Annotated in this window: 22 protein-coding genes; 16 read left to right on the top strand and 6 right to left on the bottom strand. The window is 41.4% G+C overall.

Features of this window, described 5'->3' with window-relative positions; genetic code table 11:
* Positions 1–66: 66 nt before the first annotated feature.
* The gene (locus GN112_RS04280; protein ID WP_155309092.1) at positions 67–1,194 is read left to right on the top strand and encodes an RNA-binding domain-containing protein; all 1,128 of its coding nucleotides are present in this window, start codon (positions 67–69) and stop codon (positions 1,192–1,194) included.
* A 765-nt stretch (positions 1,195–1,959) separates the two neighbouring features.
* Positions 1,960–2,823, top strand: a complete 864-nt coding sequence (rfbD, locus tag GN112_RS04275; protein WP_155309091.1) for a dTDP-4-dehydrorhamnose reductase — start codon at positions 1,960–1,962, stop codon at positions 2,821–2,823.
* Here rfbD and GN112_RS35110 read toward each other — a convergent pair.
* Both GN112_RS35110 and GN112_RS04265 read right to left on the bottom strand, forming a co-directional pair.
* Positions 2,721–3,107, bottom strand: a complete 387-nt coding sequence (locus tag GN112_RS35110) for a type II toxin-antitoxin system PemK/MazF family toxin (protein ID WP_231717222.1) — start codon at positions 3,105–3,107, stop codon at positions 2,721–2,723. The genes rfbD and GN112_RS35110 overlap by 103 nt on opposite strands.
* A 72-nt stretch (positions 3,108–3,179) precedes the next feature.
* Positions 3,180–3,428: an AbrB/MazE/SpoVT family DNA-binding domain-containing protein gene (locus GN112_RS04265; RefSeq protein ID WP_155309089.1), complete on the bottom strand. Its 249-nt coding sequence runs from the start codon at positions 3,426–3,428 to the stop codon at positions 3,180–3,182.
* A gap of 79 nt (positions 3,429–3,507) precedes the next feature.
* Between GN112_RS04265 and GN112_RS04260 the strand changes: the two genes are divergently transcribed.
* The 11 genes from GN112_RS04260 (at position 3,508) to GN112_RS04210 (ending at position 15,967) form a co-directional block, all read left to right on the top strand.
* Entirely contained in the window at positions 3,508–3,693 is a 186-nt protein-coding gene (locus GN112_RS04260) for a sugar nucleotide-binding protein (RefSeq protein WP_231716931.1), read from the top strand.
* A gap of 19 nt (positions 3,694–3,712) precedes the next feature.
* Positions 3,713–5,128 carry a hypothetical protein gene (locus GN112_RS04255; protein ID WP_155309087.1) on the top strand — a complete coding sequence of 472 codons (1,416 nt, stop codon included), beginning with the start codon at positions 3,713–3,715 and terminating at the stop codon, positions 5,126–5,128.
* Between the two features lie 199 nt (positions 5,129–5,327).
* Complete coding sequence (gene tnpA / locus GN112_RS04250; protein WP_155309086.1) at positions 5,328–5,759, top strand: IS200/IS605 family transposase; 432 nt, start codon at positions 5,328–5,330, stop codon at positions 5,757–5,759.
* Between the two features lie 140 nt (positions 5,760–5,899).
* Positions 5,900–8,062: an IS701 family transposase gene (locus tag GN112_RS04245; protein WP_155309085.1), complete on the top strand. Its 2,163-nt coding sequence runs from the start codon at positions 5,900–5,902 to the stop codon at positions 8,060–8,062.
* Between the two features lie 158 nt (positions 8,063–8,220).
* Entirely contained in the window at positions 8,221–9,300 is a 1,080-nt protein-coding gene (locus GN112_RS04240) for a polysaccharide biosynthesis protein (RefSeq protein ID WP_231716930.1), read from the top strand.
* Between the two features lie 54 nt (positions 9,301–9,354).
* The gene (locus tag GN112_RS04235; RefSeq protein WP_155309083.1) at positions 9,355–10,539 is read left to right on the top strand and encodes an NAD-dependent epimerase/dehydratase family protein; all 1,185 of its coding nucleotides are present in this window, start codon (positions 9,355–9,357) and stop codon (positions 10,537–10,539) included.
* On the top strand, positions 10,533–11,522 hold the full coding sequence (locus GN112_RS04230) for an NAD-dependent epimerase/dehydratase family protein (protein WP_155309082.1): 990 nt from the start codon (positions 10,533–10,535) through the stop codon (positions 11,520–11,522). The genes GN112_RS04235 and GN112_RS04230 overlap by 7 nt, the downstream gene beginning before the upstream one ends.
* A 3-nt stretch (positions 11,523–11,525) precedes the next feature.
* On the top strand, positions 11,526–12,947 hold the full coding sequence (locus tag GN112_RS04225; RefSeq protein ID WP_155309081.1) for a flippase: 1,422 nt from the start codon (positions 11,526–11,528) through the stop codon (positions 12,945–12,947).
* A gap of 2 nt (positions 12,948–12,949) precedes the next feature.
* Entirely contained in the window at positions 12,950–13,552 is a 603-nt protein-coding gene (locus GN112_RS33530; protein WP_197743255.1) for an acyltransferase, read from the top strand.
* Positions 13,553–13,566: 14 nt separating this feature from the next.
* Positions 13,567–14,526 (top strand): sulfotransferase, encoded by a 960-nt coding sequence (locus GN112_RS04215; RefSeq protein ID WP_231717221.1) that lies wholly within the window; start codon positions 13,567–13,569, stop codon positions 14,524–14,526.
* A gap of 520 nt (positions 14,527–15,046) precedes the next feature.
* On the top strand, positions 15,047–15,967 hold the full coding sequence (locus GN112_RS04210; protein ID WP_155309079.1) for an O-antigen ligase family protein: 921 nt from the start codon (positions 15,047–15,049) through the stop codon (positions 15,965–15,967).
* A 168-nt stretch (positions 15,968–16,135) separates the two neighbouring features.
* Here the strand turns inward: GN112_RS04210 and GN112_RS04205 are convergent, their stop codons facing one another.
* Both GN112_RS04205 and GN112_RS04200 read right to left on the bottom strand, forming a co-directional pair.
* Positions 16,136–16,609 (bottom strand): IS66 family transposase, encoded by a 474-nt coding sequence (locus GN112_RS04205; protein WP_231717220.1) that lies wholly within the window; start codon positions 16,607–16,609, stop codon positions 16,136–16,138.
* Positions 16,610–16,653: 44 nt separating this feature from the next.
* Positions 16,654–17,247 carry an IS630 family transposase gene (locus tag GN112_RS04200; RefSeq protein ID WP_162458778.1) on the bottom strand — a complete coding sequence of 198 codons (594 nt, stop codon included), beginning with the start codon at positions 17,245–17,247 and terminating at the stop codon, positions 16,654–16,656.
* A 120-nt stretch (positions 17,248–17,367) separates the two neighbouring features.
* Here GN112_RS04200 and GN112_RS04195 point away from each other — a divergent pair, with 120 nt between their 5' ends.
* A complete protein-coding gene (locus GN112_RS04195; protein WP_155308364.1) occupies positions 17,368–18,633 on the top strand; it encodes an IS4 family transposase in 1,266 nt (421 codons plus the stop codon).
* Here GN112_RS04195 and GN112_RS04190 read toward each other — a convergent pair.
* Both GN112_RS04190 and GN112_RS04185 read right to left on the bottom strand, forming a co-directional pair.
* Positions 18,627–19,115, bottom strand: a complete 489-nt coding sequence (locus GN112_RS04190; protein WP_155309076.1) for a helix-turn-helix domain-containing protein — start codon at positions 19,113–19,115, stop codon at positions 18,627–18,629. The genes GN112_RS04195 and GN112_RS04190 overlap by 7 nt on opposite strands.
* Before the next feature lie 154 nt (positions 19,116–19,269).
* The gene (locus GN112_RS04185; RefSeq protein ID WP_155309075.1) at positions 19,270–20,217 is read right to left on the bottom strand and encodes an IS66 family transposase; all 948 of its coding nucleotides are present in this window, start codon (positions 20,215–20,217) and stop codon (positions 19,270–19,272) included.
* 330 nt (positions 20,218–20,547) lie between these two features.
* On the opposite strand from GN112_RS04185, the gene GN112_RS04180 reads away from it, so the two are divergent.
* Complete coding sequence (locus GN112_RS04180; protein ID WP_162458777.1) at positions 20,548–21,444, top strand: glycosyltransferase; 897 nt, start codon at positions 20,548–20,550, stop codon at positions 21,442–21,444.
* A 246-nt stretch (positions 21,445–21,690) separates the two neighbouring features.
* A complete protein-coding gene (locus tag GN112_RS04175; protein ID WP_231717219.1) occupies positions 21,691–22,485 on the top strand; it encodes a sulfotransferase domain-containing protein in 795 nt (264 codons plus the stop codon).
* Positions 22,486–22,552 lie beyond the last annotated feature (67 nt).

Here is a 22,552-nt window from a genome sequence, read left to right as displayed (position 1 = left end):
AAGCATCTCCTTCCACGCATTTCCCTTCATTACAGACTATAAGCCATTGAAAAATGCCTGAACATCATGGAAATACCACAATCAGAAAATCAATACATTGAATTTAAATCCGAAAAAGTATCCGCAAAAAATCTTGCAGAAGAGATTGTTGCTTTCGCCAATGCCGAAGGTGGAGAGATATGGATAGGCGTAGAAGACGACCTTCAAATTACAGGAATATCCCGTTCTTATGAAGAAGATATTATGAACATATGTCGCAGCTCGGTAATCCCGCCTCTGCAGCCGACATACGAGGAGATGGATAGCAAAATAGAAGGAATTAAAATTGCGCGAATTTCTATTCCCAAAGGTGTCGACAGGCCCTATTACACGTCAAAAAACCAATATTATATTCGAGTTGGATCGACAAAGCGCATCGCTTCCAGAGAGGAACTGATTCGACTTTTTCAGGCTTCCGGTCTGTTCCATTATGATCGGATCGAACTCGATGGGACAGGTGTTTCCCATTTGGATTTTTCTGCAATTAGCGATTATTTCTCCAATTATCAGATCAGTTTCGCTACTGAGTCTGACGATGAAAAAATACGATTATTGACTGCCAGCGATGTTTTGGGACCCAACGGGAAATCGACCTTGGGCGGAATATTGGTCTTTGGGATCAGTCCTGAAAAAATATTACCGCAGGCCGGAATCGCTTTCGCTCATTTTTCAGGTAACCATCTGGATGCCGAACTCCTCGATAAAAAGGATTTTGGCGGCAGTCTGCCGCGTCAGGTCGACAACGCACTTGCAGCCATTAAAGCGAACAGGCCTGTCCCCTCGACAATTCAGGGAGCCAAGCGTGTGGAGAGTCCCCATTATCCGGATAAGGTGTTTCGAGAATTATTGGTTAATGCCACGGTACATCGAAATTACAGCGTGGTTGGGTCTCAGATACGAATTTTTATGTTCAATGACCGTATTGAATTTATCAGTCCCGGTCGCCTGCCCAACACGGTGAGTATTGAAAAGCTTTCCGTCGGCACCAGTTTTGCTCGCAATCCGCTATTGGTTCGACTGATGGAAAATCTTGGGTATATGGATAAACTTGGTCGGGGATTGCCAATGGTTTGCCAAGAGGCAAAAAAGCTAAATACGGATGTCATTTTTGAGGATTCCGGAGAAACATTCAGGGTAACGCTACCATTTTTCTGATTATCGAACATCAAATCAAGGTGTTTTGCAAATTGTAAAAGGTTTTGACAATTTGCAATAATAAGGACATTTCATCTGCTGATGTTCCAGATGAATATGGTGCGATTTTTCTAAAAACGAACAACTATAATTGACTTAGTCTACAACTTAGTTTGGCATGCCAAATATATGGTAGGCGTTTATCATTTTAAGGGAATTATATATGTTAACAGTCAATACGCATGAGTATATTCCAAAACGACTTGAGACAAATTATATGAACGTAATACCGGTCTAACTCGAACATGCTTTGTACGTTGAAAAGCTTCCCGACATTCATAAGGATCCTTTTGATAGACTGCTGATCGCTCAAGCGTTGGTTGAGAAGTGTGCTATTATTTCCCATGACAGCCAAATCCGATCATATAATGTCGATGTCGTTTTTTAATTTTAAGAGGAGCACTTTAAATATTATACCCAGACAAAATTTCCTCGATCATCGTTTCGGTCGGAGAAACCGCGCTGGTTCCCATGCTCTGCATGGGAACCTACATTACGCTCCCACGCAGCATGGGAGCGAGGTACACATCTACTGTGGGCCGAAATGATGATCAAGACCCGATTTTTTTATCGGCCTCAAACGTTGGACGGCCTTGGCCGGTAACCAGGCGCTTACCCCCACCCTGGTTTACAGCGGCGCTGAAACCGTGAGTCACAAAGGGGGATAGGGGCTTCAATTGGCGAAACGCCGACCAGATTTTCATCAAACGCGGGAAATAAAATAGCATGAACGTTCTTATTATCGGTGGAAAAGGGCAGTTGGGCCAAACGCTTTCCAGGACCGCTCCGGATCATATTGACGTCAAATCACTCGATTTGCCTGAATTCGACATTACGAATTTGGAAAACGTTGCAGCGGTGTTTGGCGAAGAAAAACCGGATGTGATCATCAACGCGTCTGCATATACCGCTGTGGATAAGGCGGAGGAGGAGCCCGAACTTGCTTTCGCAGTCAACACTACCGGTCCGGAAAACCTGGCTGTGGCGGCAAAAAATACAGGCAGCCGCCTGATTCACATTTCCACGGATTATGTGTTCGATGGCACCGCCTGCACTCCTTACCAACCCGACGCACCTTGTAATCCGCCTGGCGTGTATGGGCGCACCAAGCGCCAAGGCGAAATCAATGTTCAGTCATCCCTCGATGATTATGTAATCATCCGGACCTCGTGGCTTTACAGCCAGTATGGCAATAATTTCGTTCTGACGATGATTCGATTGATGCAGGAGCGGGAGGAACTCAAGGTCGTCTGCGACCAGGTCGGTGGTCCCACATGGGCGTCCACCTTGGCCACGGCAATCTGGGCCGTTATAGAAAAACCAAACTTGAACGGTATTTATCATTGGTCGGATGCGGGTGTGGCCAGTTGGTATGATTTTACGGTGGCCATTCAGGAAGAAGCATACCATCTCGGTCTTTTGAGCAAGACAATTCCCATCTCGCCGATAAGAAGCGATGCCTTTCCAACACCTGCCAAACGCCCGTCTTATAGTGTCCTTGATTGCATACAATCATGGCATGAATTTGAAGCCAAACCGATGCATTGGCGAACAGCTTTGAAGAAAATGTTATCTTCCATTAACCGTTGATAGGATTGGATTTTAACGAAACGAATGAAAGCATCCCTGTTCACGTACTTCCCTTCATTGCAGGCTACAACATTGCCATGCTCGATTCGTTTAGCTCGACGAGCGCGGAAATCAACAGATTTCACCTGCTCAACCATAATAAAACCTGTCAGCTTGCTGTTTCGCGGAATAGCGACATGAAAGGGGAAACCACGATCCGTATTCGTAACCGGGCAGACTATGGCCAAACCAGTGCTTCGATTAAACAGGTCTTTGCTGACAACCAATGCCGGACGACGACCCATCTGCTCATGACCGGATTGGGGATCAAATGAGATCGCGATGATGTCCCCTTGTTTCGGGACATAAGCAGTCATTTACCAGGCCTCCTTACCCATCGGCTCACCCCAGTTGGCTTCACCGGGCTGGTAATTTTCAGGAATACGTGCGACAAGATCTTCAAGCCTGTGCTTACCACGAATCTTTTGGGTCGGTGTGACGATCATAATACCGTCTTTGACACGGATATCCACCTCGTCACCAACGCCCAATTTTGCATCTGCAAGTAGATTCTTAGCAATGCGAAGGCCTTGGCTATTGCCCCATTTCTGAATTTTTGCAAGCATTTAATCACCTCCTATGAGTATTCGAAGTATATACATCATATGCAAAGCAGTAAAGAGTTATTTTAGGGCAAAGACAGATGTGGATAAGGCGGAGGAGGAGCCCGAACTTGCTTTCGCAGTCAACGCCACCGGTCCGGAAAACCTGGCTGTGGCGGCAAAAAATACCGGCAGCCGCCTGATTCACATTTCTACGGATTATATTTTCGATGGCACCGCCTGCACCCCTACCAACCCGACGCACTTTGAAGAATCGAAAAATAAATGAGAAAAGGAGACTGCTCGAAATGAAAGAGTCGCAGCAAGCAACTTTATACGAAGATCTAAATGAGGATGAGATCTCAATTACCGATATCATCAGTAAACTTTGGCATCGTCGCGGTTTGCTGGTGATTATACCGATTATTTTTTTGCTGTTGGCAGTGAGTTTTCTCTTTGCTTCTGCCATTCGGACATCCACTCCAATCGTTTATTTTGTTCAACTTAAGGGAATCGAAAAATCAACCTATCCAAATGGTTCTGAATTTTCCCCGCAGGACCTGTTGCTTCCAGAGGTAGTTACCAGGGCAGCAGAAACACTCGGACTCACAGTTGATGATAAACTCCGTAAGTCGATAAGTGTCGAATTCGGTTCTCCGATTAGTGCCGGTTTGCATAAAAAGTATCAAGGAAAGCTGGCCAATAAAAAATTATCAGCAACCGAAATAGACAGGATAAACGATGAATATAAGCAAAAATTGCAAAGCACATCACAAATGGGTCTCAGAATTACAATTGATCATACTGCCTTGGGGCTGACAGCTGATCAGGGAATTGTTTTGGCTAATGCCCTGCCTATATCCTGGAGTAAGGTTTTTACCGAGAAATACCGGGTGTTTGTAGATACAGACCTGGATAACGTGACGGTTGTATCAGATGAAATGAAAAATCCTTTGAAGACGACTGCTGATATCCTTTCTGCGCGCAAAACGTTACAACGCCTTGCGCGTGGTGTTGATATTTTAAATAAAGACCAGAGGCTAAAGGCGATTACCAGTGAGGCCGGATTAAATGGAGCGGATCTGTCGAGCAGGTTAGGACAGTATGATGAAATTTATTTTCGCCCGATTTTTTCTGAATTGTTTTCCACTCATGACGCATCTTCAGAAAGCTTTTTGATCGAAACACATTTGAAGATCGCGGAGTTGGATCGGAATATCGGCGAATATGATCGTATCCTTATTGATATCAAAGAATTACGTGGTGTCTCTCCTGAGAATATTCAAACTAACGGGCGCACCGAAAACCTGCAATTGACGGATAACTCCTTTAATCAACTTATTGAACTGGCCAACCAGGCGTCATTGTCTGAGTTCCTTCAAACAATGTTTAAAGAACGCCGCAACTTGGTGAGTCAAAAAGCGGCGTTGCAAACTGATCTTGACAGGGCTCAGATAAATTTTAAAATGACGCATCAAGATGAGTTTATCAATAAGGCCAAGACAGAATATGTCTTTTTGATCAAAGAGTATACTTCGTTGCTGACCTCTGCCCGTGAAGCCTGCCGGCAACTCTATGGTGATTTTTTTAAACCATTTGGATCCCCGGAAAAGATAAAAACGAGTTTGCTGCCTCCCAAAGCGGAGATGATTCTTGTATTGTCCGTTGTTCTGGGTATCTTTCTGGCGATGACTGTTGCGCTTGTCTGGCCCAATCGAAGGTAGACACCTCTCAAGTCTTTTTGGGCGATGAAGTATATATAGAGTTGTCCCGATATACCGAAACTTTGAAATAGATTTATTGCGGAGCAGAAAACCATGCACTTTGGGCATGGTCAGAGTTCAACGGCTTTGCCATTTGAACGGCTCACTGCTACCCCAGAGCTGAGAGTTGTCCCCACAACATCAGCCAAAGGAGATAGCAATGAGCCGCTTCAGAAAATTATCACATACCATTTGGCACTGCCAATACCATATTGTATGGGTTCCCAAGTATCGTCATCGCATCTTGACGGGAAATGTTGGCCATGAAGTGGGCAACTGCATCAGGGTATTTTCCCAGCAAAAGGAAATAGAGATCGTGGAGATGAATATCCAACCGGATCATATTCATCTGCTGGCGATGATTCCACCCAAGGTGTCAGTCTCGGACTACTGCGGTATGGTGAAAGGTCGATCAGCGATCAGGGTTTTCAACAAGTTCAAAGAACTGAAGCAACGCCCCTATTGGGGCAATCATTTTTGGACCGAAGGGTATTGCGTGGATACCGTCGGATTAGATTCCGAGATGATTCGTAAGTATGTCAAATACCAAGAGACCCAAGAAAGACGGATGGAACAGAGAAGCCTGTTTTAAATGATCCAAGGGGACAACTCTACATTCCTTGTCCCCTTTGGGGGCAAGGCAAACTTACCCCCTTTTAGGGGTTAACCCAATACCACCCTTTCTAACACTACAGCGCAAGATAGCTGTAGACAATTAAATCAAAAGCATGTATGCTTCCAATTAACAGGGCGATCAATCGAAGCTACGGCGTTGCACATTGTTCGTTCGTCGGCTTGAAAGCGGTTCTTTCCGCTGCCGTGGAGTCGCGTTTTACCGTTAACAACACCATTGCCGCTATGCAAATAGCTCAAAAACAAAATGATATTTTGCCGCCGGTTCCGCCTACGTTCAACACCGATGCAATAGCCGGAACCATAAAGGATTTTGGCCCGGCCAAAGTTGTACCCGTCAGTGGTTCGGACTGGGAACCATTGTGGGATCGATGGGTCCGTCAGCACCACTATTTAGGATATCGGCGGCTTCTGGGACATCGGCTCAAGTACTTGGCTTTTTTAAAAGACCGTCCTGTCGCTGGTTTGTCGTGGAGCGCGCCGGCATTGAAACTGTCCGCAAGAGATCGTTTTATCGGTTGGTCTCCGGAGCAACGAAAACAGCATCTGCACCAACTGGCAGCCAACAGCCGTTTTTTGATCCTGCCCTGGGTTCAGTTACATAATCTGGCATCGCATGTTTTGGCCCTCAATATCGCGCGGTTGCCTGCGGATTGGCTACGCCATTTCAGTCATCGACTCCTGCTTCTGGAAACGTTTGTCGACAACCGCTACTTTGCAGGCACCTGCTATAAAGCCGCCAACTGGCAGCACATTGGGCCTACGCAGGGCAGTACCAAACAAGGCAAAGGATATCGCTATCATGGCAACCCAAAGGAGGTTTACCTTTATGTTTTAGACCCGAACTTCAGACAAATTATCGATTGCCGACAACAGCCCGCCCTTTCGTGTGATCGCCCTTCCACCCAAACCAAAGTGGAGGCGTTGGTCATGCTTTTAGAACATTGTCGATGGCATCCGCAACTTACTGCCGATTTGAATCTCGATCCCTTTGATCTCGAAACGATTGCAAAAGAGCTCGTCGATTTTCATCAATGCTTTCATGATGCTTACGGACGCTCCGAACATCACCGTCTGGGATTAGCCTATTTTTCCGGACTCATGAGCAATGCCGAAGCCAAATCCGTGGAACCGATCGCGCTTGAATTTCTCGATCAAAAATCTGTCCGCTCCCTGCAGATGTTCATGAAGAACGGTCGTTGGGACCATGACACCATGCTGCGAGTTCATCAGGAAATGTTGGCGCCGTTGATCGCCGCCCCCGATGGAATGATTACCGTCGATCCCAGCGATTTTCCCAAAAAAGGCAAAGAATCGGTCGGTGTGGCTCGGCAGTATTGTGGTCCGTTGGGAAAAACAGAGAACTGCCAATCCGGTGTCTTTATTGGCTACTCAAGCGATAAGGGATATGGCCTGCTCAATTGCCAGTTGTATATGCCGGAAAGCTGGTTTTCTCCCGAGCAGGAAAAGCGACGCCGGTTCAACATGGTCCCCGAAGATCTCGTTTTTGAAACCAAGCAGCAGATTGCCTTAAGACTAATCAATGAGATTGTCGCAGCGAAATACTACCCTGCAAAGTGGGTCGGCGCCGATGCCGCCTTTGGCAGTGACATAGAATTTTTAAACGCCTTGCCCAAGGATCTGCTTTACTTTGCCGCAATCAAGTCCAATACCCAGGTTTTCACAAAAAAGCCAAAAGTGGGCATCCCGCCATATAAAGGGCATGGCCGTCATCCCACCAAAGAGAAAGTATTACCAGGTCAACCCAAGCCGAGAACCGTATCCGAAATCGCTAAGTCCGGTCGCCTGTCCTGGAAGACGGTCGTTGTTGCCGAGGGTGCCAAGGGACCCATCATCGCCAAGGTGGCTCGCATTCGCGTTTATATGTCTCGCGACGGATTGCCGGCAGGTGATCAACAATGGCTTTTCTTTCGACAAAACGACGATGGTAAAATCAGATACGCCATTTCCAATGCTCCCAAAAAAATTTCTCGTTCCGAAATGGTGAAAGCTTCTACTATGCGCTGGCCAATTGAACAGTGCTTTCAGGAAGGCAAAAGTCAGGTTGGCATGGATTGCTACGAACACCGTTCCTGGCCCGCCTGGCATCGGCACATGACCTTCGTATTCTTGGCCTTGCACTTTATGCTGCGGATGAGATTGCGCTTTAAAAAAAACTCCGTTGTTGACGGTTCCCTTGGTTCGCAAAATACTATCTGTAGTACTTCCTCTCAGGTCGCTGAGTTCCGAGGGGATGTATGAAATTGTTCAATATCACCTGCGCCGTAATTTGATTGCGTATACGTCACACAGGAAAAAACGGATCATGTTGGCCAACTCTCATAACATCAATGTTTCGCTGTAGTGCTAAGGGTGGATTCTTTATTAATAAGCTACTCATTACTAAAAGGGGCTTTCAATTGCCGAACAATTTAAACGGTAAGCGTGTATTTGTTACTGGTGCATGTGGAACAATAGGGAGTGAACTGGTTCGCCAATTATTGAAACATTACGAGATCGCCGAATTAACAGGAATTGATAATAATGAAAGTGAGCTGTTTTTTTTGGAACAGCGATTTTTGAAGCATAATAACGCTGCATTTTACCTATCGGATATCCGTGATGTGAATAAACTGACTCGTGTTATGCGTGGCGCCGATGTTGTATTTCACACGGCTGCATTAAAGCATGTCATTTTATGTGAAAGATCTCCGTTTGAAGCGGTTCAAACAAACATTAACGGAGTTAAAAACTTGATTGATGCCGCTATTGCAAACAACGTGGAACGCTTTATTTTTACAAGCTCGGACAAAGCCGTTAATCCGACCAATGTGATGGGGACCTCAAAGCTAATGGGCGAACGGATTATTACGGCTGCTAACAGCAATAATAAAGGCCGTACGTCATTGTTCGCTTCCACCCGGTTTGGAAATGTTTTGGGCTCGAGAGGGTCCGTTATCCCCATTTTTAAAAAACAGATTCAAAACGGTGGTCCGGTAACCTTGACGGATAATGACATGACCCGATTTATCATGAGTATTAAGGAAGCTGTCCAGTTGGTTATCGATTCTGCAAGACACATCAAGGGAGGAGAGGTTTTTATTACAAAAATGCCTGTTATACGAATACGGGATCTTGCTGAAGTGATGATCGAGCAATTTGCCCCGCGGTACGGGTATCGTCCTGAGGAAATAAACATAACCATTATAGGTACCAAGCCGGGTGAAAAAATGTATGAAGAACTGATGAACCATGAAGAGACTCGCAGGTCCGTAGAGCTTGAAAAATATTTTGCCGTGGTTCCCGCATTTAAGGGAATCTATCAGGATATTGATTACACATATCCGAATATTGTTTCGACCAGCTTAACCAATCCCTATCATTCAGGTAACGAAACACCACTGACAAAAAAAGAACTTAAAACGTTCTTGGATAAAAATGGTTTGCTGGTGGATGATGACGAATACAAGAAAGATCCTGCGGAACGCTATTGGCCTTAACATTTAATGAGTTGGCCGTCAGATTAAAAGTAGTCATATTAGGAGGATGACGGAATGCACATTTTAATATTAGGTGGTGATGGTTATCTGGGTTGGCCCACGGCCATGTATTTCTCCAATCGTGGGTATGACGTGACTGTTGTTGACAATTACATGCGGAGAAACACCTGTACGGAACTTGATGTGGGAATGCTTTACCCTGTACCAACGCTTATCGAAAGAGCTAAAATTTGGCATGAACTTACAGGAAAAGAAATCAAAGTCGTCATTGGTGATTTGACCCAACCTGAAGTTATGAGGTCTTTTTTTAAAGGCGGTGTAGAGTATTCGTGGGCCATAGAAAACTCCTTTACCGGTATCCCCGATACAATGATTCACTATGCAGAACAACCTTCTGCTCCGTTTTCCCTAATTAATTATAAATATGCCAACCTGACATTGGGCAACAATCTTCTTGTTACCAACAATCTCATGTTTGCTCTTAAGGATTTTGCCCGTGATACACACGTGATTCATGTGGGAACCATGGGGGAGTATGGCACGCCTAATATCGATATCGAAGAAGGGTGGCTTGAAATCGAACATAAAGGAAGAAAAGACAAATTTTTATTTCCTCGTCAGGCCAGTTCTCTTTATCACACAACGAAAATCATGGATACAGACTTGATGTGGTTTGCTGTCCGCATGTGGGACCTTCGGATCACGGATTTAATGCAAGGTCCTGTGTATGGTATGGAGACTGAGGATTCGAAAATTGATGACAGGTTGATGACCTTGTTCAATTACGATGAAATATTCGGAACAATCGTCAACCGCTTCATTACCCAGGCTGTGGTGGGCTATCCACTAACAGTGTACGGTAAAGGAGGTCAGACTCGTGGATATCTGAATATCAACGATACATTGCAGTGTGTTCACATGTCTGAAAAGACACCGCCTAAGAAAGGGGAACTGCGTATATTCAACCAGATTATGGAAACCTTCTCTGTAAACCAACTGGCGGAAATAGCCTGCCGAGTTGGTAAATCTTTGGGTTATGATGTTGAGGTTAAAAGTATTGTAAATCCACGTAGAGAGGCGGAAGAGCACTACTACAATCCGGTATATCAAGGTTTGATCGATATAGGCGTCAATCCCCATTACCTGACTGATGACGTGATGGCCGGTATGTTTAAGGTGGTGGAGAGATACAAGGCGAACATCAGAAAAGATGTAATTTTCAGGGGCATAAAATGGTAAAAAACTGGCTTATCACAGGCGGTTGCGGTTTTATCGGCACAAGCCTGATAAGACAACTGGTTGAGGGCGGGCACAGGATCCGTGTATTGGATAATCTCTCTATCGGATCCCGTGAAGACCTTGCCTCGGTTTGCAGATTTATTGAAGTATCATCCTCGCTCCCAATGCCGAAGTTTACGCAGGATAAAGTCGAGCTGGTTGTCGGTGATATCCTTGATGAGACATTAGCTGTAAAGGTTGCCGTTGGGAGTGATGTTATCGTTCATCTGGCAGCGAATACCGGAGTTGGTCCTTCGGTTGAGAACCCCCGTAAAGATTGTATGATGAATGTGATTGGAACATTCAACTATCTGGAAGCTGCAAGACAAAATAAAGTTGAGCGATTTGTTTTTGCTTCGTCCGGAGCTCCGGCGGGCGAAGTGGAACCGCCGATACATGAGGAACTGGCGCCGCATCCGGTTTCTCCCTATGGTGCCAGTAAACTGGCGGGGGAAGGATACTGTTCGGCTTATTACAAAACCTATGGGACCAAGACTGTAACATTGAGATTCGGAAACGTCTATGGCCCCGGATCAGGCCATAAAACGAGTGTTGTGGCAAAATTTATACGGCAGGCTATGAAAGAAAAGCCTCTTGAGATATATGGGGACGGGAATCAGACTCGAGACTTTATTTTTATTGATGATCTGGTACATGCTATCCGTCTTGCAGTAAAAGCAGAAAATGCCTGTGGAGAGACCTTTCAGATAGCTACAAATAAAGAGACTACGGTTGGAGAGATGGTACAAATTCTCCTTCCGATACTGGAAAAACATGGGATAGATAATATAAATATATACCATAGTGGAAAACGCCAAGGCGATGTAACACGTAATTTTTCCGATACATCAAAAGCTGACGCACTCCTTGGCTGGCGCTGTGAATATGACTTAAAGCAGGGACTTGAAAAAACCGTTCAATGGTTTTTGCGCCAGAATATTTAACCGGTGCTCCACTCTTCCTCTCTGGGAAGCCCGGTTCTAAGAAGAGAAAAATATAAAGTAACAGCACCTCTCCGGTTCCCAACACCATTAGAAACTATAGCAAGCATGTTTAAATTCAACATCAGGAACAGTGAAATAGGCGAAACCATAAAAAGGGCAGCTCTTGCATTTGTTATAAAAGTTATGGGGGCAGGGTTGGCCTTTATTTTTAATTTAATGCTGGCACGTATTATTGGTGCGGATGGTTCCGGGATTTACTTCTTGGCACTGACAATCACTACAATTACCACCGTTTTAGGAAGAATGGGGCTTGATAATTCATTACTGCGTTTTGTTGCCGCCGGCGCGGCTACAAAAGATTGGAGCAGTGTAAAGGGCGTATACAATAAGAGCATTTCTCTTTCATTTCTGGTTTCCCTTCTCGCGGCTTCGATCGTTTTTATATTTGCTGACTTTTTAACAAACAATTTGTTTTCCAAACCGGAATTATTGCAACCACTACGGTTAATGATATTTGCCGCAGTTCCGATGTCATTGCTTCTTTTAAACGCTCAGGCGATCCTAGGCCTGAAGAAAATCAGTGAGTCACAGTTAATAAACAGTGTTGGTGTTCAGACGATAATAATTATCGGTGTAATCACTATAGGTAGAAAGATGGGAATAAACGGGGTCATGTATTCCTATCTCGCCGGAGCCATATTTATAGCTTTTATAAGCCATTTATTATGGAAATATAATACGCCCCAGCTAAAAAATATTACAGGTGAATTCGACACCAGAAAGTTACTTGATAGCTGTCTCCCCCTTTTCTGGGTGAGTTCGATGAATATCATGATGAACTGGACGGGGACGTTTCTTCTCGGGATATGGGGATCAAGTTCAGATGTGGGCATCTTCTCTATTGCAGTAAGAAACGCAATGCTGATAAGTTTTATCTTACATGCAGTTAATGCGGCTTCTTCAGCAAAATATTCAGAGTTGTATCATCTCGGTGATATTTCCGGGTTCGCCTACTACGCAAAAAAAACAACTATAATACTTATTCTGATAAGTACACCCATCTGCCTGTTCTTTGTTATATGCTCAAAATGGATCATGGGCCTGTTTGGAGCTTCATTCATACAGGGATGGGACCTTCTGACAATATTGGCAATTGCCCAGTTTTTAAATGTCGCCGCAGGATCCGTAGGGCCAATATTAATGATGTCAGGTAATGAAGTCGCTGTAAGAAACAGCATTTTTTTCAGTGCGGTATTGAATCTCATATTATGCATGTTGTTAATTCCTGATTATGGGACCTTAGGAGCTGCATGTGCAAACAGCATATCTCTTGTCTCTGCTAACCTTTACTGCATATTTGAGATAAAACGACGCCTTGGATTTTCATTGTATATGTTCACTCCTTCAAAAGAGAGGCAAATATAAATTTGCTTGAGGATAATATAAAAGTACTGAGGGTAATAGGCAAGGTATACAGGCTTATTGTTTTTAAAATGCTGGGCGTTAATATGCCCTCCCTGTGGAATTTTAATGAAAGACCGGTAATCGATTTCGGGGTTAGAATAGCAAAACCGAAAAATATTTTTTGGGGGGGTAAAATACACTTATATCCCTACTGTTATTTAAAATCATGTCCCGGAACCATTCATATTGGGGATAAATCTTCTGTGGGAGAATTCAGTTACATAAATTCAATGGAATCGGTTTGGATCGGAAATAATGTTCTCATCGCGCCTTCATGCCATATAACAGATGCAAACCACGACATATCGGGGGTTTCACCTATAAGTGAAAATAAAAGGATATCGAAACCGGTGATAATTAAGAGCAATAGCTGGATCGGTGCCAATGTTAAGATTCTCTCAGGTGTAACAGTAGGAAAGGGGGCCGTAGTCGGTGCAGGCAGCGTCATAAACAAGGATTTGCCTGATTATAGCATTGCAGTGGGTATTCCCGGTAGAGTAATAGGCTACAGGAAAAATAAAGATATCAACCGTTCATTTTGTGAAATGGTAAAAACGTCTAAATAGGGTAACTTTTTGTGATGTTTATAAATTCGGAAATTACGCCACCGACCATTCTTGTTGGAATGCATAGATCTGGGACCTCAATGATCGCTAGGTTATTGAAGGAAATGGGACTTTTCATCGGCTGGGAACTTGAAAACCATGATGAAGCAGTATTTTTTTTAAAACGGAATGACAAAATATTGAAATCATCCAACGCAGGATGGGATAATCCTTTACCAATAAGAAATTTACTTGAACATAAAAAAATGAGAAAGCGAGTCGCTCTGCAGCTTAGGAAAGATATGGCCTCTATACAGGCTCTCAGTTTTTTGGGCCCCAAAAAATACCTAAAATACAGATCGATCTGCAAACTGGATATTCCTTGGGGCTGGAAAGATCCGAGGAACTCGGTGCTGTTACCCATATGGCTTGACATTTTTCCGGACGCAAAAATAGTAAACGTTTACAGAAACGGAGTGGATTCTGCTGAAAGCCTTTATGTACGGGAGAATCAGCGTATCCGGCAGATACTGGAAGGTAAGGATCCCACGTCGGTTAGAACAGGGAGGCAGTTCTCAATTCTTAAAGATACAGGTCTTCTTCTCTATTCTATTCAGGTAATACGACAGCACCTGAAAAAATTTAGAACCTTGAATAAATATGATCGCTTGAGGGTCCATGCTTGTATAAGCAGAGAAGGAGCCTTTAAAATATGGGAAAAATATATCGAGCTTCTTTCTGCCTTTATTAGAAATAAAAATAATGTATTGAATATAAAATACGAAGGCTTTTTAAATGATCCGGATAGCAACCTTCAAGCATTATCTGTTTTTTGTGGTTTGCAAACTGATTTAGAGACAATAAACAAGCTTGCAGCAACTGTTAGTAAAAATAGAGCTTATGCATTCATAAAGAATGATGAATTGTCACTTTTTTATCACAAAAACAAAGAAACAGAACATATGAAAAACTTGGGTTACGATAATATCTTGTAAAAGAATAAATTTTTTTTTGCCCGTATTGTAAATTAAACTAAAACATGTTTTAATTATTTAGGTGTAGTATTTGATAGAATCAAAAGTAAATTTTACTTATAATTTTCAATTGTTTCTTCTTATTCTAACGGCTCCATTGAGCGTTATTACATTTCATGTAGGTGGAATAGGGGTCACGTTAACTTTATTCCGAATTTCATTTTTAACTGTATTTATAACATCTCTCGTATTTTATTTAAATAAACGAAATAAGTCTATAAATAGAAAAACATTAACAGCTGGTTATTTGATCGGTTTTTTAATTATTTTATATCTAATTTCATTATCACGTAATGACACAAAATACGCTCAACAAGCAAACTTTCGTTTTTTGCAAGTGATATTATTTTTAAGTACTATTCTTTTAACGAATTCACTAATCACTAATAAAGATACATTTCTAAATTGTTTGAGATATATAGTCTATACATCCTTGATAATTTCATTTATTGGTTATCTGTCTCTTCTCGCAAGAATCATTATGAATATCAATATATGGAATTATATTAGTGACTATGAAGGCGCCTCGATCACTTTTTTAAATCAAGATTATAATATTTTTTTAGCTCAGAGAATGGCAGGTACATTTTTTGACAGTAATTTATTCGCATACTATCTGTTATTCCCTTTAATAATTACTGTTTATTACGGGATTTACAGAAAAATTGAAAATCGCATTTTTAGCAGTAAAACATCAATCATAATTGCATGTATTATTTCAACTACAATCATGCTTACCTTATCTCGATCTGGAATTTTTTTAATGTTTTCTATAGGGGCCTTCACTTTACTTAAAGGGAAATTTAAGCTAAAGATAATTTTATTTTTGGCAATTATATATATACCTATTTTCATTTGGATAAATTCCTATGTCGCCCAAGTTTCAGGCAGTAGTGTTGTTCAAACTATTATAGAAAGATTTAAACCAGCAGAATCAAGTATGATCGATAAGGAATTTAATAGAATTATTAGAATGAAATCCGGAATTAATGCTATAAGTTCAAATTGTATATTTGGAGTTGGTCTTGGTAATTTGGGGCACTTTATTCCCTCTGACATCAGAAAGTCGTATATAATAACATCACATTCGTTGTATATTGATATTATGTCGGAAGTTGGTATTCTTGGGTTTATAGTCTATGCTTTATTTATTTTATTTTTAATCATAAATATTTATAGAAAAAGGGTTTTGGGAGCATATAATTTAAACAGTATGCTTAATTTGTTTTTAGTCTCTCTATTGGCTTCCCAAGTCATATATTCGAATTTAATAAATCCTGTTTTTGCTATTTATTTTGGAGTTCTTCTTGCATTTATAAAATTGTTTCCTAATACAAATAAACTTAAGCGTCAGTCTACGGTTGGCCCTCAACACGCGACGCGCGGCTTCTGGCTGCCTTGATGATGCGTTGATTCATATTTTCCGTTCTTACAACATGGCGATCAGCGGAAGATAAAGCTGAAAAGGTGCCCGCTGTTAGTTTAGGAGTACTCGAATGCGAGATCACTCCAGAAGCACTTTTCAGTGCACAACATATTTAACTATTCAAAATTATGACTAATTAATTGCCTATTCAACTGAACCAGTGCCCAAACTTGCTTTCAGGTATTTGGGGAATGATATTCCGCGAAGCTTGCAAGTGACATAAATTGACAGAAGTATCGCATATGACTCCGCTCCCTCAGCCGATACGCTTCCTCCTGATATTTTACGTTTGAGAACACCGATGCGAATCAGATATTCAGCATAGTTATTATGGAAAGGAACGTTCGGATGTTCCACAAAGGTCAAGATCCGCGGTTGCTGTCTTTTAACCTTTTTAATGATCTCTTCGAGAACCGGTCCAGGGTTTGACCATAGCACTAAATCCGCCAGGCGCTTTTTGAGTCGTTCCAGGCGTCGTTGAAATACCAACGCTCCCAACTGATCGCGGTTTTGTTGCAGACGTTCACCATCTCGGATGATGCGCCTGAACTTGAGATAGAACTTCACGATCTCAGTCAGGTGGGGAAAAGCATCGCGAAATTTACGGACCTTGCGCAACAAGTGAGCTATAGTAGTCCAACTAAGGTTTTTATTGGCATACTTTATGCTGTCACCTTGACGATTTGAAACTTCTCCACCATTAATGTTTTTAGTTCATCAGTATGTTCGTCAATATGATTGAGAAATTGAAAAACCTTTGCACGAAATGTTTTGTACTTTTCATAATATCTGTTTCTTACAAGATGCTCTTTGACAAATCGCCAGAAGCGCTCAATAAGGTTTAAGTTTGGTGAATACGGTGGAAGAAATTCCAGCTTGAGTTTTGGATGTTCCATGAGCCATGTTGTTACAATTTCAGCTTTAAAATAGGTTGCATTATCCAAAAACAAGACGATTGCAGGGGAATGCCGGTATGCATTTAGGACGACGTCTAAATATTCTATGACCCGCTCCGCATTGCAGTTTTCTTCCCCGGTTAAATGAACAAACTCGAGCGAATCAGGGTTGTAGGCACCTAGTATATTTAGTCGCTTACGTCCAGTATTTGTTTTCAATATTGGTGGCGCCTTGGGATCTGCCCAGCATAGCCCCGGAATATTTTGATGGACCAAATGCATGCCGTCGCCAAACAAGAAAACCGTTCCAGGTTCGCAAGTACGCTTCATTTCGAAATATTTTTCGATGTTTTTTTTCAATACTGTTCGGCATATATATTGCCATAACATCCTGTTATTAAAATAAAAAATAGCACTGGACAAAAAGATCGCTTTGTGTTTTAATCATGGTGGGTACAATTAATTAATCAGGAGGTCTCCATGAGCGAACACATCGACAAAAATGTTTTTCAAACAATTCTATCACCGGTGCTACCATTGATTGAGGTTAATCAAAATAGTCTCCATAATGATTTGGACACTTACAAGCTTTCATTATCATCGTTCACCACAAATTTGCTTTTTGGAATAATAACCAGAATTAAAAGCGTTGGACAAATCGTCACTGAGATCAAAACATCACCAACTGCTAAGGCATTAGGATTGGTCGTCGCATCGAAGTCTATGTATAATGAAGCGTTTAATCGTTATCCCCCAGAAATATTTAAAGATATATTCCATCAGTTGGTAAAAGAATTGGATTTGCATAAAATTCCGGAAATCAGTCATCTTGGAAAAATGCTAATTGTAGATGGTTCGCTTTTTCCGGCCATTTCCAATATGGCATGGGCTTGTTACAAGAAAACCGCTAATGCGATCAAAATGCATTTATCTTTTGAACTCAACCGAATGATTCCAACCGAATTTATCAGTACGGAAGGTAACTTTTCCGAAAAAGAATTTGTTAAGCAAATTCTTCGCGAAGGCATTACATATGTCTGTGATCGAGGCTATATCGCTTTCAATCTGTTCAAGCAGATATCCGACAGCAATGCATTTTTTATTATTCGCGGAAAGTCGAATATGACGTACACTGTAAAAGAGTGTCTCACTGCCACCGTACCGGATACATTCTTGAAATTTTTCAGTGACATCACAGATTCAAATATAATATTCAATAGCGATGAAAACAAAGCAAGTTATCGTATTGTTAGCTTTACGGCTATGGGCGAAAACTACATTTTGATCACAAACAGAAATGATTTGACAACTTACGAAATTATAATGCTTTACGCTTACAGGTGGCAAGTGGAACTTTTTTTTCGCTTCATAAAAAGAACCTTCAAGGGAATTCACTTAATGAGCCAATCTCCTCATGGCGTACAGATACAATTCTACTTGTATATGATTGCTTATCTATTGTTATTATCATTCAAACAAGATACGGAAATAATAAGCAGAGAAAATGAAAAAGATGAGCATGAATCTGAAGAAAATAATAAGAACGAAACCTTGCTAACTTCATCTTCATGCTCCAATTCAAATGCAAAAAGACCATATGTTTGCGGGTTAGTAACTCTTCTTGGAGAAAAATTAAAACAGTTTTATAAAATTGGTCTTCACTGGTTATTAGCAGTAAAAAATAATTTGTTAGAAATATTTGATGTGAATATCGCCAAAGTTATTGCTCAATACTCTTATCAATGAATGTGCCGAACAGTATTGGTTTTTTTTTGATCCTCTTCGCTGGGTGGGTTGCCAGGTACGACCCTTGGCCGGATAACTTTAAGTCCTCTTTTTTTTATAATTTTCCTTACCGCTTCGTTGCTGTAGGAAACCTGAAAGTTCTTTTTTATATATTCTCTGACTTCCTTGGTTTTCCCTGGGTTCGTTTCTTTTACCCACTTCACGACCTGATCAATCTGCTCGGATCTCAAATAGGATTGTTTGGGTTTGTATTGAAAAGAATTTAAACTGTCGATGCCTTTTGTCGTATATTGCTTATGCCAGTTTTCAATGGTCTTTGGTGATTTTCCTATGATTGATGCAATTACTGGCAGTTCAAAACCCTCAGCCAGCATTAAGAGTGCTATGAATCGGACCTTTAATCGCACATCTGGTTGGTTGTCTCTACGTTCATGTAATTTTGCAATTTCATCATCGTCAAACTGGTATTCTGATAAATTCATGATTAACTCCTCGTATGGGTAGGTGTGTACATCATGAAAGTATCAGGAAACGTTGGTGCTGTCCAGTTATTTGATTTAATAGATATTTTCTAAATGCAAACAAAAAATGTGCCAGAAAAAACCTAAGTTGGAGTACTATAAACAGCTTTGCTGTTCACATATCAAGGATAAATATGCGCCCCAACCATCTACCACCAGGACTCCGAAGAATATTTCCCCGAGCACTCGGCGGACAACTTTTGACCCCCCTTGTTTTGTCGACTGTAAAATAGGCCGTATCCGGGGTGCCAAATACCCATAGCCACCAGTTTTTTCCCCTGACCCGCCAGCCAGTTTCATCGGCGTGCAAAATGGTCCCGTGCTTAATGCCATTTAAAATCTCATCATGCACGTTGTGCATAATCCTGGCCACTTTGATGACATGGCGGCTAAGTCCAGAGGTCGATACGCTTAACTTGTAAAAGGTCTTCAGATATTCCTTTATTTTGGGGTATGGCAGGCATAGGGCTACCCATAGGTAACAGATCAATACCGTCGCATTCAAACCGATATCGGCACCGGGCAAGGCCAAGTCCAATTTGGCGGTTATTACCGCTTGGCAGTCAGCACAATATTTCTTTTGTTGAGTCACCAGTGTCACGATCGTTTCTTCAGGTGGAGCAACGATGTCTTCAACGATTCGTTCATTGGTGCTTTCAAGAGGTGCTTGACCACTTAAATCTTTGCCGCATAAATCACATTTATCAACAGTAGCCGTTTCTTCGCGGTTCGGCGTTTTATTCTTAGGTCGGTTCCCGGCGCCCTTACGGGGTTTGCGTTTGCGGCCCCTTGGCTTTTTTTTCCCTTTATCTTTGCCCGCTTCACTGCCTTTTTCCCATTCAGCTTGCTTTGATGAAGGTTTATTGACCTCTTTGTTCGTGTTCTTTATTTTTTCCTGCTCAAGTTCTCTCTTAAGTTGAGCGTTTTCTTTCTCTAACTGGTTGATTCGATCTTGTGCTTGAAGGTATTTATCTCGCAGTTCGACAATTGCTTTGACCAAAATGACTTTAGGCCATTTGAGAAACATGTCGAAACTTGTTTTAAATATTTCCTTTAAATTCACTTGGCACCTACAAGCTATATTATTATAGCTTGCAGTAGCATACTCTTAATGATTTGTCCTGCATTTTTTAATTTTTTTGAAATTTTTTCTGAATCCAGTCAGAGCTTACAATTTATTTTTTATTTACTTAAATGAATTAGGCTGCAATATAATGTCTAAAGCTATGGATTATATATCAAATACTATTATGGTTTAAATATCATGCGAATAGCTTTTATATTTCCTAATACAAGGCGTAATTCTGGTTGTAGATTTAGAGTATTACAATATTTACCATACCTAAAAGAATGTGGAATTGAATACAAATTGTTTTTTCCACGGACTTATCGGATGGAAGGCCTTAAAGGGATAGAGAGATCGGAATTATTTCTTTTCTTACCTTTGCATTTTTTAAAACTGTTCATATCAATTTTATTTGGAAAATATGATGTTGTTTTTATACAAAGGTATGTCTTTACGGCAGCACTTCCTGTTGAAATCTTCTTTCGGATTTTTCACAGAAAAAAGATAATAATTGATTTTGATGATTTGATCTATTTAAATCACCCCAAATTTTATTCTGTTGTTTTAAAGTCTGTTCATAAAGTAATCGTTGGAAATTCTTTTTTGGCTCAATTTGCAAGGCAATATAATCCAGACGTCTCCATTATTCCAACGCCTGTGGAAACCGGGCAATACCATCCTGTTAAACTGGAAGAGAAAAAGACTTTTACTCTGGGCTGGATCGGCGGCCCCAGCGGGCTTTACTTGTTGGAACCGCTTTACAGTTCTTTTCAAAAGCTGGCTGGAAAAATCGACTATCACTTGGTAATTGTTTCAGATTTCAATAGAGGTACAAAACTGTCTATTCGCGGTGTAAATGTCATAAACCGGCAATGGTCAGAGGAGACCGAACTTACAGATTTAAACAGCTTTGATGTCGGCTTGATGCCTCTCCTTAAGAATGACTATATTTCGAAGGGTAAATGTTCATACAAGGCATTACAATATATGGCTGTTGGAATTCCTGCCCTCATATATGCCGAAGGTAACAATTTGGAGATCGTTAAAGACGGCATTGACGGTTTTTTATATGAAACAGAGGATGAGTTCATTACCAAAGTACTCTCTTTATATAACAACGGCATTTTCTCACAGGAAATGGGGCGTCAGGCCAAGGACAAGATAGAAAAGGAGTATGCAACATCAACGGTATTCAGAGATTTATTTAAGGTCGTTTCTCAATAATACAACCGACAATATTCTAATGCCATGTTCTACTCCTCAACATATTTTACTACCTGTTTTTCAGAATGTAAAAAATGTCAAACAGCTGAGTAACTGGTAAACATCTTTGAACAATTTACGCTGTCATGCCATGAACAGCATGGCCATGTGATTGTGCCAGCTTTGCCACTTGCGTGCATGTTATTCACCAAATACTTTTAAAATAATCCAATTTTAAAAATCAGTTAGAGGTTTCTGGTCTTGGATATGATTTATCAAAAAAACAATGTTTACTGGCATAAATTCAATGCGCTTTCTCGTTATTTCTTGAGCTACACCTTTTCAGGCATAATGCCTTATTACATTGTAAACGAATATCCTAAATCAGGTGGAAGCTGGATTGGCCAAATGCTTGCTGCTGCCTTGGACGTGCCTTTTCCTCGCAATCGTCTTCCAATGTTACGACCGTGTATAATGCATGGACATTTCTTATGGCCTTCAACACTTAAAAATGTAGTAATTGTTTGGCGGGACGGGAGAGATGTGATTGTCTCTCAATATTTCCATTCACTTTTTCAAAATGAAAAGGGGAATAAGATATTAGTTGAGAAAATCTCGGCGGACCTGAAATATGCGGATGTCAAAGATACCCGATCTAATCTACCGTCGTTTATAGAATACATATTTAAAGGCAAGAAATACCCAAAATTCTCATGGTTAGATTTTGCAAAAAAATGGCAGGGGAATTCAGGTGCTGTTCATGTAAAATACGAAGACTTCAGGCATAATTGCTCTACTCAATTGCAGCAATTAGTCGGTGCACTTAAAAATAGACCCTTGTCGAAGGCCAGAGCAGAGAAAATAGAAAAAATATTTTCTTTTGAAAGCCAGTCAGGGAGAGCGCCGGGACAGGAGAATTCCAACAGTTTTATGCGAAAAGGAATTGTCGGGGACTGGAAAAGTCATTTTACAAATGAGAGTAAAGAGATGTTTGACCACTATGCGGGGGATGCTTTAATTTCGCTCGGTTATGAAAAAGACAAATCGTGGGTTAACGGATAGTGACTTGACATTGTTTAGTTCTTTAAGAACCCTGTTTTCTATAGAACTCCAGTGACAACAAAGGACT

It is taken from the genome of Desulfosarcina ovata subsp. ovata, assembly GCF_009689005.1.
Taxonomy (GTDB): domain Bacteria; phylum Desulfobacterota; class Desulfobacteria; order Desulfobacterales; family Desulfosarcinaceae; genus Desulfosarcina; species Desulfosarcina ovata.
This window is presented reverse-complemented; position numbering and strand designations above follow the sequence as displayed.